The following is a 17,025-nucleotide window of genomic DNA, read 5'->3' on the forward strand; positions in this document are numbered from 1 at the left end:
CCACGCGACGGAAGCGACGGTGGCCCGAGCGCCGAATTCCTCACTTTATTTCCTCCAGGACAAGCAGGTTCCCATGAGCGCATCCCCGACCGACGGCCAGGCCGGCCTTTCCTACCGCGACGCCGGTGTTGACATCGATGCCGGCGACGCGCTGGTCGACCGCATCAAGCCGTTCGCCAAGCGCACCATGCGCGAGGGCGTGATGGCGGGCATCGGCGGGTTCGGTGCGCTGTTCGAGCTGTCGAAGAAGTTCCAGGAGCCGGTGCTGGTGTCGGGCACCGATGGCGTAGGTACCAAGCTCAAGCTGGCGTTCCAGCTGAACCGCCATGACACCGTCGGCCAGGACCTGGTCGCCATGAGCGTCAACGATATCCTGGTGCAGGGCGCCGAGCCGCTGTTCTTCCTCGACTACTTCGCCTGCGGCAAGCTCGACGTCGACACCGCCGCCACCGTGATCCAGGGCATCGCCCGCGGTTGCGAACTGGCCGGCTGCGCGCTGATCGGCGGCGAGACCGCCGAAATGCCGAGCATGTACCCGGACGGCGAATACGACCTGGCCGGCTTCGCCGTCGGCGCGGTCGAGAAGAAGAAGATCATCGACGGCAGCACCATCGCCCCGGGCGACGTGGTGCTGGGCCTGGCTTCGTCGGGCGCGCATTCCAACGGCTACTCGCTGGTGCGCAAGATCATTGAAGTAGCCAAGCCGGACCTGAACGCCGACTTCCACGGCCAGCGCCTGCAGGACGCGATCATGGCGCCGACGCGGATCTACGTGAAGCCGCTGCTGTCGCTGATCGAGACGCTTCCGGTCAAGGGCATGGCCCACATTACCGGCGGCGGCCTGACCGAGAACGTGCCGCGCGTGCTGGCGCAGGATGTCACCGCGGTGCTGCATCGCGACGCCTGGACGCTGCCGCCGCTGTTCCAGTGGCTGCAGGCACAGGGCCGCGTCGCCGACGACGAAATGCACCGTGTCTTCAACTGCGGCATCGGCATGGTCGTGATCGTGGCCAAGGAAGACGCCGAACGCGCCATCCGCCACCTGCAGGCCGCCGGCGAAGCCGTATGGCAGATCGGTGAGATCCGCGAGCGCGCCGAGGGCGAGGCCCAGACCATCGTGATCTGACGCGACCACAGCGTTCCCTAATAAAAAACGGCGCATGCCTTCGGGCATGCGCCGTTTTTTTTGTCCCTGCCGCCTGCTAGGTGTTTACCCCATGCCAGTGGCGCCGAGGCAGGCCATTTTGCGAACCATGCCGCATTAGTGCATTGCACCAAAATCCAGCATGCATATGCACTATCTCTGACAAACAATATTTCGCTTGATTGTATGGCGGGTTATGGCCTAATGTACTGAGCAAAGGCGAGGCACATGCATGCCTCGTCGGAGACAACCCGGCGCGCAGCCAGCGAACGGCGCGCACCGGACCGGCCAGGGACCATTGGAGGATCCACCATGCAAGCAGTCAGCCTCGACACAGCCGGCAAGAGCGGCGCGTCGGCCCAGAAGCAATCCGTCGCGCGCGTAGCCGGGGCCAGCCTGGCCGGCACCACGCTCGAGTTCTACGACCACTTCATCTACGGATCGGCCGCCGCGCTGGTCTTCCCCAAGCTGTTCTTCCCGCAGAGCGATCCGCTGACCGCGACGCTGCTGTCCTTTGCCAGCTACGGCGTGGCGTTCGTGGCGCGGCCGCTGGGGGCGGCGATCTTCGGCCACTTCGGCGACAAGATGGGCCGCAAGTCGATCCTGATCATCACGCTGCTGATGATGGGCCTGGCCACCTTCGGCATCGGCCTGTTGCCGACCTATGCCGCGGCGGGCGCGCTGGCGCCGCTGCTGCTGGTGCTGCTGCGCGTGGTGCAGGGCCTGGCGCTGGGCGGCGAGTGGGGCGGGGCGGCGATCATGGTCAATGAGCTCGATCCCGAAGGGAAACGGCGCGGCATGCTCGGCAGCCTGGTGCAGCTGGCGGCGCCGATCGGCCTGCTGCTGGCCAACGGCATCTTCGCGCTGGTGACCTGGCAGGTATCGGAAGAAGCCTTCCTCAGCTGGGGTTGGCGCGTGCCGTTCCTGCTGTCGGCGCTGCTGGTCGGGGTCGGGCTCTATATCCGCGCCAACGTGCGCGAATCCGGCATGTTCGAGAAGCTGGAGGAATCGCACGCCGAAGCGCGCGCGCCGATCATGGAAGTGCTGCGCAACTACAAGAAGCAGCTGCTGATTGCGTTCGGCGCACGGCTGGGCGGCGACATTGCCTTCTACGTGTTCACGCTGTTCCTGCTGTACTTCGTGCCGACCAAGCTGGGCCTGCCCAAGAGCATCGCGCTCAATGCGGTGCTGCTCGGTGCGCTGGCGCAGATCCTGTTCATCCCGATCGCCGGCCTGCTGGCGGACCGCATCGGCCGTCGCCCGGTGCTGATGATCGGCGGCATCGGCGGCGCGGTGTGGGCGTTCGTGTTCTTCGCCATGGTCAAGACCGGCAGCCCGGCGCTGATCATGCTGGCCTCGTTCGTCGGCATGGTGCTGGTGTCGTTCATGTTCTCGCCGCTGGCGTCGTTCCTGCCGGAACTGTTCGCGACCCGGGTGCGCGTGACCGGCGCCTCGCTGGGCTTCCAGTTCGCCGGCGTGTTCGGCGGCGCGCTGGCCCCGCTGATCGCCGTGGGCCTGCTCGACCGCTTCGGCAACACCATGCCGGTGGCGCTCTACCTGGCGGCGGTGTGCGCGCTGATCGCGGTGGCAGCGTTCGCGGCGCGTGAAACCGCGCGCATGCACCTGTCCGACGCCGACCGCTGAAACGCGGCCGCTCTCCTTGTCCTCACAACAAAACCGTACCGTGAAACAGTTCGACCTCATCATCCGCAACGGCACCGTGGTGACTGCCAGCGACACCATGCAATGCGATATCGGCATCGCCGGCGGCCGCATCATGCAGCTGGGCCTTGACCTGGGCGAGGCCGCGCAGGTCATCGACGCCGGTGGCAAGCTGGTGCTGCCGGGCGGCGTCGATGCGCACTGCCACCTGGACCAGCCGATGCCGGACGGCCTGCGCATGGCGGACGACTTCCGCACCGGCTCGGTCTCGGCGGCGTGCGGCGGCACCACCACCGTGATCCCGTTCGCCGCGCAGGAGAAGGGCCATTCGCTGCGCGCCGCGGTGGCCGACTACCATCGCCGCGCCGGCGGCAAGTCGGTGGTCGACTACGCCTTCCACCTGATCGTGGCCGACCCGACCGAGGCGGTGCTGAACGACGAGTTGCCGGGCCTGATCCGCGAAGGCTATTCGTCGTTCAAGGTCTACATGACCTACGACGACCTCAAGCTGAACGACCGCGAGATCCTCGAGGTGCTGTCGGTGGCGCGCCAGGAAGGCGCGCTGGTGATGGTGCATGCCGAGAACTCGGACTGCATCGCCTGGCTGACCGACAAGCTCGAGGCGGCCGGCAATACCGCGCCGAAGTTCCATGCGCTGGCGCGGCCGATGGCGATCGAGCGCGAGGCCACGCACCGCGCCATCACCTTTTCGGAGCTGGTCGACGTGCCGATCCTGATCGTCCATGTCTCGGGCAAGGAAGCGGTCGAGCAGATTCGCTGGGCGCGCAACCGCGGCATGAAGATCTTTGCCGAGACCTGCCCGCAGTACCTGTTCCTGACCGCCGAAGACCTCGACCAGCCCGGCTACCACGGCGCCAAGTGCGTGTGCAGCCCGCCGCCGCGCGACCGCAGCAACCAGCAGGTGATCTGGGACGGCCTGGCCGACGGCCTCTTCACCATCTTCTCGTCCGACCATGCACCGTTCCGCTACGAAGACGCGCAGGGCAAGAAGCCCGGCGGCCAGGAAGTCCCGTTCCAGTACATCCCCAACGGCATCCCCGGACTCGAGACGCGGCTGCCGCTGCTGTTCTCGGCAGGCGTGGTGGGCGGCCGCATCTCGGTCAACCAGTTCGTCGCGCTGACCTCGACCAACCCGGCCAAGCTCTATGGCCTGCATCCGCGCAAGGGCACCATCGCCATCGGCGCCGATGCCGACCTGGCGATCTGGGACCCGCAGCGCGAAGTGACGATCCGCAATACCGAATTGCACCATGCCGTCGACTACACCCCGTACGAGGGCCTGCGCGTGACCGGCTGGCCGGTGACCACGCTGGTGCGCGGCAAGGTGGTGGCGCACGAGGGCGAGGTCATGGCCGAGGCCGGCCACGGCGAGTTCCTGCCGTGCGGCCTGCCCGAAATGGCGCGGCCGCGCTACCGCACCTCGGGCGGCAGCCTGTAAGCGCCGCCTTGCGCGATCGATACTTTGACCGACACTGTAGACATGGAACTGACCAACCGCCTGGATGCCGCCACCATCGCGGCCCGCGTCGCCGCCGGGCGCCTCGACCCCGCTGAGGTAACGGCGGCCTTCCAGGCGCGCATCGCGGCGCGCAACGACCAGCTCAACGCCGTCTTCGAACAACGCCAGGAGCTGGTCGATGCCGACCTGGCGCAACTGCGCGCGCGCCTGGCGCAGGGCGAGCGCCCGCTGCTGGCGGGGGTGCCGGTGATCGTCAAGGACGTGATCTGGAGCCAGGGCCGGCGCGTGACGCAGGGCTCGCAGCTGTACCGTGATTTCATCGCGCCCGCCGACGCGATCGCGGTCGAACGGCTGCGCCGCGCCGGCGCGATCGTGCTCGGCATGGGCAACACCTCGGAGTTCGCCTGCAAGGGGCTGACCACCAACAAGGTCTATGGCCTGACGCGCCATCCGCTCGATGCCACGCTGACCGCGGGCGGCTCGTCGGGCGGCTGCGCGGTAGCGGTGGCGGCCGGCATGGCGCCGCTGGCGCTGGGCACCGATGGCGGCGGCTCCAGCCGGCGTCCGCCCGCGCATGCCGGCGTGGTCGGCTTCAAGCCCTCCTACGGCGCGATTCCGGATTCGGTCGGCTTCGCCCATGCCTTCAACGGCATCCAGGTGATTGCGCCGATCACCCGCACCGTCGCCGATGCCGAGCTGATGTTCGAGGCGCTGGCCGGCGCCGATCCGCGCGACCCCGACACGCTGGGCTTTGCGCTGGCCGCGGCGTGGCCGCTGCATACGCTGAAGATCGCGGTCAGCCCGCGCCTGGGGCTCGACACGCCGGTCGACGACGATGTCGCCCAGGCCTTCGACCAGGCCGTGGCCCGCCTGCAGGCCGCGGGGCTGAGCATCGAACGCGCCGACCCGGCGTGGCCGCAGGGCGCCGACGAGGCCGCGCTGATGCCGCTGCAGCATGTCGGCCTGGCCAACCTCTATGGCGACGCCTGGCGCCGCGAGCCGGAGGTGTTCGACGCCGACGTCGCGCGCCAGATCGAGCGCGGCCTGGCGTGGACCGGCGCCGAGGTGGCGCGCGCGCGCGAGGCCAGCCGCCAGATCGCGCTGGCCGTGGCCGGCTTCTTTACCCGCTATGACCTGCTGCTGTGTCCCACCACACCGTGCGTGGCCTGGCGCAACGACCGGTTGGGGCCGGAGCGTATCGGCGGCGTCGCGGTCGAGCCGCGCGCCCACGCCGTGTTCACCCCCTTCTTCAACCATGCACTGGCGCCGGCGATCTCGGTGCCTTGCGGCAGCGGCCGCGACGGCCTGCCGGTGGGCCTGCAGATCGCCGGCCCGCGCGGTGCCGACCGCGACGTGCTCGCCGCCGCCCGGCTGGCTGAAAGCCTGCTGGCGTCCCTAGTCAACCCTGCCTGATCCCTGACATGCGAATCCTTGTCCTGAATCCCAACACCAGCGAAGGCATCACCGCGCGCCTGATGGCCGCGGCCACCGAAGCCGCCGCGCCCGGCACCGAGCTGGTGCCGCTGACCGCCAGCCGCGGCGTGCCGTATATCGCCACCCGCGCCGAGGCGCAGATCGGCGGTGCGATCGCGCTGGAAATGCTGGCCGAGCACCACGGCCAGTTCGATGCGGCGGTCATTGCCGCCTTCGGCGATCCCGGCCTGATGGGCGCGCGCGAGCTGTTCGACCTGCCGGTGGTGGGCATGGCCGAGGCCGCGATGCTGTCGGCGTGCATGCTGGGGCGGCGCTTTGCCATCGTCACCTTCGCGCGGGCGCTGGGGCCGTGGTACGAGGAATGCGTCGACATGCACGGCCTGCGTGGCCGGCTGGCCGGGATCCGCATGCTCGACGGCAGCTTTGCCTCGGTATCGGATGTGCAGGAAGAGAAGGAGGCCGTGCTGGTGGAACTGGCCAACCGCGCGGTGGTGGAGGACGAGGCCGACGTGGTGATCCTGGCCGGTGCGCCGCTGGCCGGCCTGGCGGCGCGCGTGCGCGACCGCATTGCGGTGCCGGTGGTCGACCAGATGGCTGCCGCCGTCAAGCAGGCCGAGGCGCTGGTCGCGCTGCAGCCGCGCAAGGCCACCGCGGGCACCTTCCGCCGCCCCGATGCCAAGCCCACGCTGGGTTTGCCGGCGGCGCTGGCGGCGCGCATCGAGCACCGCTAAGCCGCGCCGCGGCTTGCCTTCAAGGTAACGCCGCGGCTCAGACCGCGGCGAACACCGCTTCCAGGTCGACCTTTTCTTCGGCGGGCAACTCCAGGCGCAGCGTGCTTTCGACGTGGCCGAGGTGCTCGCTCATCAGCCGCGCGGCGCGTTCGCCGTCGCCGGCTTCCAGCGCATCGACGATATCGTCGTGCTCGTGGTGCGGGCACGACGGCACGCCCGGCGCGTCATACAGCGCGATGATCAGGCAGGTCAGCGAGCACAGTTCGCGCATGTACTTGCCCAGGTACTGGTTGCCGGTCATTTCCGCGAGCTTGCAGTGGAACTCGCCCGACAGCCGGATGATGGCGCGGCGGTCGTTGCTGTCGCGCGCCTGCGCTTCCTGGCGCGTGGTTTCGCGCAGCGCGCGCACGCCTTTCGCACTGATCGCACCGGCCAGGTCGCGCACCAGCGCCGGTTCCAGCAGGTGGCGCGAATGCAGCACCTGGCGCGCTTCGGCCACGCTCGGGCTGGAAACGAAAGTGCCGCGGTTGGGATGGACGGTCAGCACGCCCTCGTGCGCCAGCTTGGCGAAGGCCAGCCGCACCTTGGTGCGGCTGACCCCGAACACGCCGCCCAGTTTTTCCTCGACCAGCTTGGTGCCAGGCGGCAGGCGGTGCTCCCAGATCGCGGTCAGGATGCGGTCGGCGATTTCCTCGACCGATGCGCCGCGCGCGCCGTCCGCGTCGGTCTCAGGGAGTCCGTCGACGGGGCTGGCGGGCGGTTCGGCTTTGGTGCGTGGCATGGCGGTTGGCGCGGTCCGAAAAAAGACAGTTGATACTGCCATTGTATGGCGGTTCGGCATCAAGTGTATAACACCGGCGGTGGACCGGTTGCCGTCTTATTCAGCGCCAAGCTGGTCCAGTGCGGCGCCGGTCACGCGGCAGATGCGCCAGTCGGGCAGCACGTCGGCGCCCATGGCCCGGTAGAAGTCGATCGACGGCTGGTTCCAGTCCAGCACCGACCATTCGAAGCGGCCGCAGCCGCGCTCGACCGCGAGCGCGGCCAGATGCTTGAGCAGCGCCTTGCCCAGGCCGTGCCCGCGCCAGGCCGGATCGACATACAGGTCTTCCAGGTAAAGACCGGGCTTGGCCAGGAAAGTCGAGAAGTTGTGGAAGAAGAGGGCAAAGCCGACCGCCTTCCGGCCCGCCTCGCCGCCCGCCTTGCCGTCGACATCGGTGTCGACTTCCACCAGCACGGCCTCGGCATGCGGCGTGGCGCCGAACAGCGCCGCCTCGATCTTCTGCGGCGTGGCTTCGACCAGATGGGTCAGCTTTTCGTATTCGGCCAGCGCCAGGATCAGGTTGAACAGGGTGTCGCTGTCGGCGGCGGTGGCGGGGCGCAGCGCGAAAGTGGGCTTGGACATGCGGGTCGGCCTTGCGAGGTCAGGGATCGGTAATTATCGCCTGTCCGTCACTCGCCATGCCAGCCGCCATGCCGCCGGATCAGTGTCCGAAGTCCGCCAGCCTGCGCACCTGGTCGACATAATCGGGCGCCAGGCAATCCACCACCAGCCGCTCGGGCGTGCTGCGCAGCCAGGTCAGCTGGCGCTTGCACAGCTGACGCGTGGCGGCGATGCCGCGCTCGCGCATGGTGGCGAAGTCGGCCTCGCCGTCCAGGTATTCCCATACCTGGCGGTAGCCGACGCAGCGGATCGACGGCAGCCCCGGATGCAGGTCGCCGCGCGCCCGCAGCCGCTCGACCTCTTCGATAAAGCCGTGCGCCAGCATGGCGTCATAGCGTCGGGCGATGCGGTCATGCAGCGTCAGCCGGTCCGACGGCTCCAGCGCGATCACGCGGTAGCGCTGGTCGGCCGCGCCGGCAAAGGTGCGGCCCTCGGCCTGGCGCGCCAGCAGCGCCGACATCGGCTGTCCGGACAGACGGTAAATCTCCAGCGCGCGCTGGATGCGCTGCGCGTCATTGGGCGCGAGCCGCGCCGCGGTGACCGGGTCGACCTCGGCCAGCAGCGCATGCAGCGCCGGCCAGCCGCGTTCGGCGGCGAGCTGGTCGAGCTCGGCGCGCAGCGCGGCATCGGCTTGCGGCAGGTCGTTGAGTCCCTGCGTCAGCGCCTTGTAATACAGCATGGTGCCGCCGACGATCAGCGGCACATGGCCGCGCGCGCGGATCTGCGCGATCAGCCGCTCGGCATCGGCGACGAACTGCGCGGCCGAGTAGCTGTCGGCGGGGTCGATGATGTCGATCAGGTGGTGCGGCGCCGCGGCCAGTTCGTCGCGCGTGGGCTTGGCGGTGCCGATATCCATCTCGCGGTACACCAGCGCCGAGTCCAGGCTGATGATCTCCACCGGCGCGTCGGCCGCCAGCGCCAGCGCGGCGGCGGTCTTGCCGGACGCGGTGGGACCGAGCAGGCAGACCACGGGCGGGTGCGAGGCGGAATCGTGGAGTACGGCGGACATCGAAAACCCTGGATCGAAGATGCGAGCGCGCTTATTGCCCGCGCAGGAACAGCCGGTCGAGCTCGGTCACGGTCAGCTGCACCCAGGTGGGCCGGCCGTGGTTGCACTGGTCGGCGCGCTCGGTCTGCTCCATCTGGCGCAGCAGTGCGTTCATTTCCTCGACCGTGAGCTTGCGGTTGGCGCGCACCGCGCTGTGGCAGGCCAGCGTGGCGAGCAGCTCGTTGCGGCGCTCGGCCAGCACGCGCGAGCCGCCGTAGGCGTGCAGGTCGCGCAGCACGTCGCGCGCCAGCGCCTCGGCATCGGCCTGCTGCAGCAGCGCCGGCACCGCGCGCACCGCCAGCGTGGTCGGCGACACCGGGGCGATATCGAAGCCCAGCAGCGTCAGCGTCTCCTGGTGTTCTTCGGCCACGCCGATCTCGACCGGGCTGGCCGGCAGCGTCACCGGGATCAGCAGCGGCTGCACGGCCAGCTCGCGCGCGTCCAGTGCGTCCTTGATCTGCTCGTAGAGGATGCGCTCGTGCGCCGCGTGCATGTCGACCAGCACCAGCCCGCGCGCATTCTGCGCCAGCACGTAGATGCCGTGCAGCTGGGCGATGGCATAGCCGAGCGGGTGTTCGTCAGGAGCGCCGGTCTCGTCGGGCGGCGACGCCGGCGGCAGCCGGTCCAGCAGGCCGGGCGGATCCCCGGCGCGCGCCGCCTCGACCCCGGCCAGCCATGCCGGCGGTTGCGCCGACGCGCCGGCCCAGCCGCCGGAGGGTGTTGCGGGCGCGCCGTAGGGGCGTGGCGCCGGCGCGGTCGCCTCGCGCACCATGCCCAGGTAGGCCTGGCGCGGCTGGGCGATGCCCAGTTCGGTCTGCCGGGCCGCGGAATAGTTGATCCACTGGCCCGGACCGCCGGCGCCAGGCCGCGCTGCGGCCGCCGGGGTCGCGGTGCCCGGCGGCAGCGTGATCTCGCCGTCGGCATCGGTATGCAGGCTGTCGCCGTTGGCGCCGGCCTGGCGTGCCAGGCAGCGCTGCACCGCGTGGTAGACAAACTGGTGCACGGCGCGCGATTCGCGGAAGCGGACCTCGATCTTGGATGGGTGCACGTTGACGTCGACCATCTCCGGCGGCAGGTCCAGGCACAGCACGTACGACGGGAAGCGGTCGCCGTGCAGCACGTCCTGGTAGGCGCTGCGCACCGCATGGTTGAGCAGCTTGTCGCGCACGAAGCGGCCGTTGACAAAGAAGTACTGCTGGTCCGGCCGCCCGCGCGAGGCGGTGGGCAGTCCGGCAAAGCCGTACAGGCTCAGGGGGTCGGCGTGCTCGTCCAGCGCCAGCCGGGCGCGGGCGAAATCGTTGCCCAGTACCTGCGCCGTGCGGGTGGCGACGTCGCCGGCATTCCAGTGCTCCAGCGGCTTGCCGTTGTGGTGGACCGAGATGGTCACGTCCGGCCGGGCCAGCGCCACGCGCCGGACCATCTCCAGGCAGTGGCCCAGCTCGGTTTGTTCGGCCTTGAGGAACTTTCTGCGCGCCGGCGTGTTGAAGTAGAGGTGCTGCACGTCGACCGTGGTGCCGATGCCGCCGGAAGCGGGTTGCACCGCACCGGAATCGGCGCTGACCTGGGTGGCGTGGGCATCGGCCGCGGTGCGGCTGGTCAGCGACATCTGCGACACCGAGGCGATCGAGGCCAGCGCCTCGCCGCGGAAGCCGAGCGTCAGCACCGATTCGAGTTCGTCGAGCGAGGCGATCTTGCTGGTGGCGTGCCGCATCAGCGCCACCGGCAGCTCGACGGCGGGAATGCCGCAGCCGTTGTCAGTGATGACGATGCGCCGCACGCCGCCTTCCTCCAGCCGGATGCCGAGTTGCGTGGCGCCGGCATCGAGCGCGTTTTCCAGCAGTTCCTTGACCACGGACGCCGGCCGTTCGACCACTTCGCCGGCGGCGATCTGGCTGATGAGCTGGTCCGGCAGCGGCCGGATCGGGCGCGGCTGCTGGGTGGTGCGCAAGGCAGTGCTGGAAGGGGAGGCTGGCATCCGGCGATTATACGTGGACGTTCCCCCACGCAGACGGGTTGCCGAGGTGGGGGAAAGGGGCGGCCGCTCTTGTATGATTCAGCCAATGGCGGCGTGGATCGGACACCGGCGCCGCATGGAACGAAACCGTCAAATCACCACACGGGGAACGACTTGGATCTCGCTTTGCAGCTCATCGACATGCTGGTGCATGTCGACAAATACCTCGGCACGGTCATCGATCAGTACGGCCACTGGGTCTATGCCATCCTGTTTCTGATCGTTTTCGCCGAAACCGGGCTGGTGGTGCTGCCGTTCCTGCCGGGCGACTCGCTGCTGTTTATCGCCGGCGCCTTCTGCGCGACCGGCGCCATGAACGAATGGATGCTGATCGGCCTGCTGCTGGTGGCCGCCATTTCCGGCAATACCGTCAACTACATGGTGGGCAACTGGATCGGGCCCAAGGTATTCGACCACCAGTGGCGTTTCCTGGACCAGGATGCCCTGCGCCGCACCCATGACTTCTATGAGCGGCACGGCGGCAAGACCCTGGTGATGGCGCGCTTCGTGCCGATCGTGCGTACCTTCGCGCCGTTCGTCGCCGGGGTGTCGCAGATGACCTTCGCGCGCTTCCAGATGTTCAACGTGATCGGCGCCGTGGCATGGGTGGTCGGCCTGGTGTTTGCCGGCTACTTCTTCGGCAACCTGCCGTTCATCCGCCAGTACCTGAACCTGATCGTGCTGGCCGGCATCGGCGCGGCGGTGGTGCCGCTGGTGCTGGGCGGGCTGTGGAAGCTGGTGCGCGGCAACCGCCGCCGGCCCACGCGCGTCGAGCGTTGAGCCGCCTGAATTGAGCCGCCTCAGCTGAGGCTGCGGCTCATCATCCGCAGCGCGGGCATGCGCTCGCGAATCTGGCCGATATCGGCGGCGTCGGGGCGGGCCTGGACATAGGCTTCCAGGTCGGCCAGCGCGGGGCGGAAGCACTCCAGGTTGGCATAGGCCAGGCCCCGGTCGCGCACTTCCTCGATCGAACCCGGCAGCAGGATCACCAGCCGGTTCTGCACCGCCAGCAGCCGCTGCCAGCGCGATTCCTGCAGATAGATCGCCTTCAGGTTGCGCAGCATGCGCGCGATGATCTCGCGGTGGCTGGCCGCGCGCAGGAACAGGCCCAGCGGCACCTGGCTGGCATCGCTGATGCCCTCGCGCTCCAGGTACGGGTCCAGCATTTCCTGCAACTGTTCCTTCGACAGGGTCTCGCCGGTGAGCGGGTCCAGTATCACTTCGCCGGCGGGGATCGTCATGCGCAGCAGGAAATGGTTGGGAAACGACACCCCCTTGAGCGGCAGGCCGATCTGCTGGCCCAGTTCCATATGCAGCACCGCGAGCGAGATCGGGATGCCGCGGCGCTGGCGCAGCACCACGTTCAGGTAGGAGTTGTCGGGGTCGTAGTAGTCGTTCGCGTTGGCGCCGAAGCCGAGATCGCGATAGAAGAAATGGTTCAGCAGCCGCAGCCGCTGGATCGCTGGGGTACCTTCGGCAATCCGGCGCTTCAGCCGCAGCGCCAGCACGTCCAGCGCCGCCAGCTCGCCCTGCAGGTCCAGGTCGGGATAGGCGTCCTGCGCGATGGAGAGCGCGGTTTCGGTCAGCGGGATGCCGTTTTCGTCGGCCACGAGGCTGGCGAAATAATCCAGGACTTTGGTGGATGTCATGTCGGTTTCCCGGTGCAGCCGCCGGCACCGCGCGCAGCGTGGGTCACCAATGCCAGGCGCTCAGCCGGCAATGGCAGTTGCCGCTGACCCATCAGCCGGCCCGGCGCCTGAAGGCAGAGTAGCGCAGTCCCATGAGCCACAGTGTACCGAAGTAGACCACCGCTGCAAGTACCAGGCACGAAGCCAGCAGCGCGATGCGCAGCAGCGGCGTCGCGCCCAGGCCGATCCAGTCGAAGTTGCGCGCGAACCAGAGCAGCATGCCGGACAGCAGCAGCACCGACGCGCTCAGCTGCGCCAGGAACAGCCACCAGCCCGGTGCCGGGCGGTACAGGCCGCGCCGGCGCAGGCCGAAGAACAGCAGCAGCGCGTTGAGCGTGGCCCCGGCGCTGATCGACAGCGCCAGCCCGGCATGACCGATCCACGGCACGAACGCCACGTTGCAGGCCTGCGTGATCACCAGCACCAGCAGCGCGATCTTGACCGGCGTGCGGATGTCCTGGCGCGCGTAGAAGCCCGGCGCGAGGATCTTGATCGAAATCAGCCCCATCAGGCCGACGCCATACGAGACCAGCGCCTGGCGCGTCATCTCGACTGCATGGGCGTCGAACTTGCCATAGTTGAACAGCACCGCGGTCAGTGGCGCGCCGAACACGAACAGCCCGACCGCGCACGGCACGGCGAGCAGGAAGGTCAGGCGCAGGCCCCAGTCGAGCAGGCTCGAGTACTCGGCATGGTCGCCCGAGGCGTTGGCCCTGGACAGGCTCGGCAGCAGGATCGTCCCCAGTGCGACGCCCAGCAGCGCGGTCGGGAATTCCATCAGCCGGTCGGCATAGGTCAGGTACGAAACACTGCCGGCCGCCAGCCGCGAGGCGATATTGGTATTGATGATCTGGCTGATCTGCGCCACCGACACCGCCAGCAGCGCCGGACCCATCTGGCGCAGGATGCGGCGCACGCCCGGGTCCGACCAGGCCGCGCGCAGGTTGAAGCGGATGCGCGGCATCACCCCCAGGCGCCGCAGCGCCGGCACCTGGATCGCCAGCTGCAGCACGCCGCCGACCAGCACGCCCCAGGCCTGCGCATAGATCGGCTGCTCCATATGGGGGCCGACGAACAGCGCCGCCACGATCAGGCACAGGTTGAGCAGTACCGGCGTAAAGGCCGGCACCGCGAACTTGCGCCAGGTATTGAGGATGCCCGAGGCCAGCGCCACCAGCGAGATCAGCCCGATATACGGGAACATCACCCGCGTCATGAACACGGCCGCGGTATAGGTATCGGCCTGCCCGCGAAAACCCGTGGCGACCACCGTCATCACCAGCGGCGCGCCGATCACGCCGAGCAGCGACACGGCCATCAGCACCCAGGTCATCACGGTGGCCACCGCGTCGATCAGGGCCTTGGTCGGGGCATCGCCGCGCTTGGTGTGGTATTCACCCAGGATCGGCACGAAGGCTTGCGAGAACGCGCCTTCGCCGAAAATGCGGCGCAGCAGGTTGGGAATACGGAAGGCCACGTTGAACGCGTCGGTCATGTCCGACGCGCCGAAGGCGCGGGCGATCAGGATCTCGCGCACCAGGCCGGTGATGCGCGAGAGCATCGTCAGGCTGCTGATGGTGGCGAGCGCTTTGAGCAGGTTCAAGATGCGGACGGGTGCGGGAACGGTGGGCCGGTGCTGTCGGCACCGCGACTTCTTTGAGACGCGGTCCGGGCAGTAAAGTTGCCGGCGCGCCACGTGGCCCGGCACAATGTGGCGCTTATTATACGGACCACGCCCCGATGCCCGGCCTGCGCCGGCAAAGTCCCAGCGGTCTTGTCACATGCGCCGGCATCTGTGTATAATTGCCGATTCACAAGGACAGTTGCGTTCCGGATTCGTGTGTCAGTGCATCCCGGGTCGCTCGATATGACTTAATTGTTGTGTCCCCCGCGGCACGCATCTGAATTCAGGATATTTTTTACATGGCAAATTCCGCACAAGCCCGCAAGCGCGCCCGCCAGGCCGTTGCCCAGAACGCTCACAACTCCAGCCTGCGTTCGCGTCTGCGCACCGCCGTCAAGGCCGTCCGCAAGGCCATCGACGCCGGCGACAAGGCCGCTGCCGCCGAGGTCTTCAAGAACTCGCAAACCGTGATCGACAGCATCGCCGACAAGAAGATCGTGCACAAGAACAAGGCTGCACGCCACAAGTCGCGCCTGTCGGCCGCCATCAAGGCCATGGCTGCCTGATAGCTGCCCGGGCCGCTTGAGCGGCCCAGCAGAGGCGGGTGCCCCCGGGCATGCCGCCAATAAAAAAGCTCGTCATCCGACGAGCTTTTTTGCTTTCCGGCGCCGCGCCGGCGCGCTTATTCGAGCGAGCAGGCTTCCACCAGCTGGAGGTTGTTGTCGCGGGCGAAGTTCAGCACAAAGTCCAGCGCCTTGGGCTCGATGTCACGCAGGCGCACGTCCACCACCACGCATTTGACGTTGCCGGCAAAGATCGGCCGCACGTACGGCGAGTAGGTCAGGCGCGGGTCGCCGCTGTCGCCTTCGGGGCGGAACTGCGCCATCACGCCGCACAGTCGTTCAGCCCAGTCGCTCGGGCGGAAGGTCTTGCCTTCCTTGGTAATGCCTTGGATAAAGTATTCGCGAACGTTGGGGTTCATGAGGCTGGACACTGCGGGTGAGGCGGATGACTCGACGGTAAGCCCGCTGGACGGGGCGCCCGTTTGACGCGGCCGGGACGCGATTGGTTCGCGCTGGTTCCAGCCGGAAGGCGGGGCGTCGGTGTCCTGCAGGGGCACTTTTGATGCCGGCGGCGGGCACTGGCATGGGTATGCCGGGCCCCGCGTGAATCAGCCAGTATTATATCTTATATAAGAGTTGCGCATAAGGGCGAAATCCTGTCAGGAAGCTGTCAGCGCAACCGTGCGGCAGGCTGCGACCGGGTTGATCCGGGCTCGCCAAAGCAGAAATAATCCCTTATGATCCTTGCAGTTAAATTGCGTATGCGACGCGAAAGGCGGCTCCGCGACGCGCTTCGATCATGAACAGTTTGCAAAAGCAGTTCGTGACGGCGTGTCCCCACCGAGCCGCCTTCTTTGTTTTATGAGCTCAACCCCGATCAAGCATTACCTCCAGTTCAGCGACTTCACTCCCGACGAGTACGAGTACCTGCTGGACCGCGCGCGGATCCTGAAGGCCAAGTTCAAGAACTACGAAACCTGGCACCCGCTGCATGACCGCACGCTGGCCATGATCTTCGAAAAGAATTCCACGCGTACGCGCCTGTCGTTCGAAGCCGGCATCCACCAATTGGGCGGCCACGCGGTGTTCCTGAACACGCGCGACTCGCAGCTCGGCCGCGGCGAGCCGATCGAGGATGCGGCGCAGGTGATCTCGCGCATGGTCGACATCATCATGATTCGCACCTTCGGCCAGGACATCATCGATCGCTTCGCCGCGCATTCGCGCGTGCCGGTGATCAACGGCCTCACCAACGAATACCACCCGTGCCAGGTGCTGGCCGACGTCTTCACCTATATCGAGCAGCGCGGCAGCATTCGCGGCAAGACGGTGGCGTGGATCGGCGACGCCAACAACATGGCGTACACCTGGATCCAGGCCGCCGAGCGCCTGGGCTTCACCTTCCATTTCTCGGCGCCCCCTGGCTATCAGCTGGACCCGGCCATGGTGCCGGCTTCCGCCTCCGGGCTGGTCAAGGTCTTCGACGACCCGCTCGCGGCCTGCCAGGGCGCCAGCCTGGTCACCACCGACGTGTGGACCAGCATGGGCTTCGAGGCCGAGAACGACGCCCGCAAGCGCGCCTTCAAGGACTGGATGGTCACCACCGCGATGATGGACCGCGCCGAGCCCGATGCGCTCTTCATGCATTGCCTGCCGGCGCACCGCGGCGAGGAAGTCGAGGCCGCCGTGATCGACGGGCCCAAGAGCGTGGTCTGGGACGAGGCGGAGAACCGCCTGCACGTGCAGAAGGCGCTGATGGAATACCTGCTCTGCGGCCGCTACTGAGCGCGCGCGGGGTGAACAGGAGAGGGGCCGTTGCGGCCCCTCTTTTTACGTCTTTCGCAAGACACCCAAGGAGATGGAAGTGAGCCAGTTCGACAACGTATCGGTCGTCAAGAAAGCCAATCTGTATTTCGACGGCAAGTGCGTGAGCCACACCGTGCTGTTTCCGGACGGCACTCGCAAGACGCTGGGCGTGATTTTTCCGGCATCGCTGACCTTCAACACCGGCGCGCCCGAAATCATGGAAATCAACGCTGGCAGCTGCCGCGTGCGCCTGGCCGGTTCGGAAGACTGGCAGACCTACGGCGCCGGCCAGCAGTTCAACGTGCCGGGCAACAGCAGCTTCGACATCGAGGTGCAGGAAACGCTGGACTACGTCTGCCACTTCGCGTGACAGCCTCGGCGGGCCGGCGC

General features: G+C 67.8%; 16 protein-coding genes. 9 read left to right on the plus strand and 7 right to left on the minus strand.

The genetic code is table 11. From position 1 onward, the window contains the following. Nucleotides 1-73: 73 nt before the first annotated feature. The 5 genes from purM (at nt 74) to MKD38_RS06860 (ending at nt 6,451) form a co-directional block, all read left to right on the plus strand. A complete protein-coding gene (gene purM, locus MKD38_RS06840) occupies nt 74-1,126 on the plus strand; it encodes a phosphoribosylformylglycinamidine cyclo-ligase (RefSeq protein WP_252675377.1) in 1,053 nt (350 codons plus the stop codon). 330 nt (nt 1,127-1,456) lie between these two features. Further along, nucleotides 1,457-2,788, plus strand: coding sequence for an MFS transporter (locus MKD38_RS06845; RefSeq protein WP_252675378.1), 1,332 nt, complete (start codon nt 1,457-1,459; stop codon nt 2,786-2,788). Between the two features lie 40 nt (nt 2,789-2,828). Then, a complete protein-coding gene (gene hydA / locus MKD38_RS06850) occupies nt 2,829-4,265 on the plus strand; it encodes a dihydropyrimidinase (RefSeq protein ID WP_252675379.1) in 1,437 nt (478 codons plus the stop codon). Nucleotides 4,266-4,307: 42 nt separating this feature from the next. Further along, a complete protein-coding gene (locus tag MKD38_RS06855) occupies nt 4,308-5,699 on the plus strand; it encodes an amidase (protein ID WP_252675380.1) in 1,392 nt (463 codons plus the stop codon). Nucleotides 5,700-5,707: 8 nt separating this feature from the next. Then, entirely contained in the window at nt 5,708-6,451 is a 744-nt protein-coding gene (locus MKD38_RS06860; protein ID WP_115661260.1) for an aspartate/glutamate racemase family protein, read from the plus strand. 37 nt (nt 6,452-6,488) lie between these two features. Here the strand turns inward: MKD38_RS06860 and MKD38_RS06865 are convergent, their stop codons facing one another. The 4 genes from MKD38_RS06865 to mutL form a co-directional block, all read right to left on the minus strand. Then, nucleotides 6,489-7,232: a GntR family transcriptional regulator gene (locus MKD38_RS06865; RefSeq protein WP_252675381.1), complete on the minus strand. Its 744-nt coding sequence runs from the start codon at nt 7,230-7,232 to the stop codon at nt 6,489-6,491. Nucleotides 7,233-7,328: 96 nt separating this feature from the next. Continuing rightward, complete coding sequence (locus MKD38_RS06870; protein WP_252675382.1) at nt 7,329-7,853, minus strand: GNAT family N-acetyltransferase; 525 nt, start codon at nt 7,851-7,853, stop codon at nt 7,329-7,331. A gap of 79 nt (nt 7,854-7,932) precedes the next feature. Further along, entirely contained in the window at nt 7,933-8,901 is a 969-nt protein-coding gene (gene miaA / locus MKD38_RS06875; RefSeq protein WP_252675383.1) for a tRNA (adenosine(37)-N6)-dimethylallyltransferase MiaA, read from the minus strand. A 31-nt stretch (nt 8,902-8,932) separates the two neighbouring features. Next, on the minus strand, nt 8,933-10,915 hold the full coding sequence (gene mutL / locus MKD38_RS06880) for a DNA mismatch repair endonuclease MutL (protein WP_252675384.1): 1,983 nt from the start codon (nt 10,913-10,915) through the stop codon (nt 8,933-8,935). 165 nt (nt 10,916-11,080) lie between these two features. Here mutL and MKD38_RS06885 point away from each other — a divergent pair, with 165 nt between their 5' ends. Then, nucleotides 11,081-11,734 (plus strand): VTT domain-containing protein, encoded by a 654-nt coding sequence (locus MKD38_RS06885; protein WP_252675385.1) that lies wholly within the window; start codon nt 11,081-11,083, stop codon nt 11,732-11,734. A gap of 20 nt (nt 11,735-11,754) precedes the next feature. On the opposite strand, the gene MKD38_RS06890 is transcribed toward MKD38_RS06885, so the two are convergent. After that, a complete protein-coding gene (locus tag MKD38_RS06890) occupies nt 11,755-12,603 on the minus strand; it encodes a SirB1 family protein (RefSeq protein WP_062801644.1) in 849 nt (282 codons plus the stop codon). Nucleotides 12,604-12,694: 91 nt separating this feature from the next. Next, nucleotides 12,695-14,245 (minus strand): murein biosynthesis integral membrane protein MurJ, encoded by a 1,551-nt coding sequence (murJ, locus tag MKD38_RS06895; RefSeq protein WP_252675386.1) that lies wholly within the window; start codon nt 14,243-14,245, stop codon nt 12,695-12,697. Between the two features lie 320 nt (nt 14,246-14,565). On the opposite strand from murJ, the gene rpsT reads away from it, so the two are divergent. Next, nucleotides 14,566-14,832 (plus strand): 30S ribosomal protein S20, encoded by a 267-nt coding sequence (gene rpsT, locus MKD38_RS06900; RefSeq protein WP_252675387.1) that lies wholly within the window; start codon nt 14,566-14,568, stop codon nt 14,830-14,832. Between the two features lie 116 nt (nt 14,833-14,948). Here the strand turns inward: rpsT and MKD38_RS06905 are convergent, their stop codons facing one another. Continuing rightward, on the minus strand, nt 14,949-15,248 hold the full coding sequence (locus MKD38_RS06905) for a DUF3579 domain-containing protein (RefSeq protein WP_012353767.1): 300 nt from the start codon (nt 15,246-15,248) through the stop codon (nt 14,949-14,951). A gap of 442 nt (nt 15,249-15,690) precedes the next feature. Here MKD38_RS06905 and argF point away from each other — a divergent pair, with 442 nt between their 5' ends. Together argF and ppnP are read left to right on the plus strand one after the other, a co-directional pair. Further along, nucleotides 15,691-16,614, plus strand: coding sequence for an ornithine carbamoyltransferase (gene argF / locus MKD38_RS06910; protein WP_111519233.1), 924 nt, complete (start codon nt 15,691-15,693; stop codon nt 16,612-16,614). A gap of 79 nt (nt 16,615-16,693) precedes the next feature. Beyond that, nucleotides 16,694-17,005, plus strand: coding sequence for a pyrimidine/purine nucleoside phosphorylase (gene ppnP, locus MKD38_RS06915; protein ID WP_115663687.1), 312 nt, complete (start codon nt 16,694-16,696; stop codon nt 17,003-17,005). The last annotated feature ends 20 nt before the right edge of the window (nt 17,006-17,025 follow it).

This window comes from Cupriavidus sp. WGlv3 (assembly GCF_023952475.1).
GTDB classification, from domain to species: Bacteria; Pseudomonadota; Gammaproteobacteria; order Burkholderiales; family Burkholderiaceae; genus Cupriavidus; species Cupriavidus phytorum.

What these genes read in the sequence shown, in the direction of transcription:
- purM (WP_252675377.1), top strand. Translation starts at nt 74, where the DNA reads ATGAGCGCATCCCCGACCGACGGCCAGGCCGGCCTTTCCTACCGCGAC.
- MKD38_RS06845 (WP_252675378.1), top strand. Translation starts at nt 1,457, where the DNA reads ATGCAAGCAGTCAGCCTCGACACAGCCGGCAAGAGCGGCGCGTCGGCC.
- MKD38_RS06855 (WP_252675380.1), top strand. Translation starts at nt 4,308, where the DNA reads ATGGAACTGACCAACCGCCTGGATGCCGCCACCATCGCGGCCCGCGTC.
- MKD38_RS06860 (WP_115661260.1), top strand. Translation starts at nt 5,708, where the DNA reads ATGCGAATCCTTGTCCTGAATCCCAACACCAGCGAAGGCATCACCGCG.
- MKD38_RS06865 (WP_252675381.1), bottom strand. Translation starts at nt 7,232, where the DNA reads ATGCCACGCACCAAAGCCGAACCGCCCGCCAGCCCCGTCGACGGACTC.
- MKD38_RS06870 (WP_252675382.1), bottom strand. Translation starts at nt 7,853, where the DNA reads ATGTCCAAGCCCACTTTCGCGCTGCGCCCCGCCACCGCCGCCGACAGC.
- miaA (WP_252675383.1), bottom strand. Translation starts at nt 8,901, where the DNA reads ATGTCCGCCGTACTCCACGATTCCGCCTCGCACCCGCCCGTGGTCTGC.
- mutL (WP_252675384.1), bottom strand. Translation starts at nt 10,915, where the DNA reads ATGCCAGCCTCCCCTTCCAGCACTGCCTTGCGCACCACCCAGCAGCCG.
- MKD38_RS06890 (WP_062801644.1), bottom strand. Translation starts at nt 12,603, where the DNA reads ATGACATCCACCAAAGTCCTGGATTATTTCGCCAGCCTCGTGGCCGAC.
- rpsT (WP_252675387.1), top strand. Translation starts at nt 14,566, where the DNA reads ATGGCAAATTCCGCACAAGCCCGCAAGCGCGCCCGCCAGGCCGTTGCC.
- MKD38_RS06905 (WP_012353767.1), bottom strand. Translation starts at nt 15,248, where the DNA reads ATGAACCCCAACGTTCGCGAATACTTTATCCAAGGCATTACCAAGGAA.
- argF (WP_111519233.1), top strand. Translation starts at nt 15,691, where the DNA reads ATGAGCTCAACCCCGATCAAGCATTACCTCCAGTTCAGCGACTTCACT.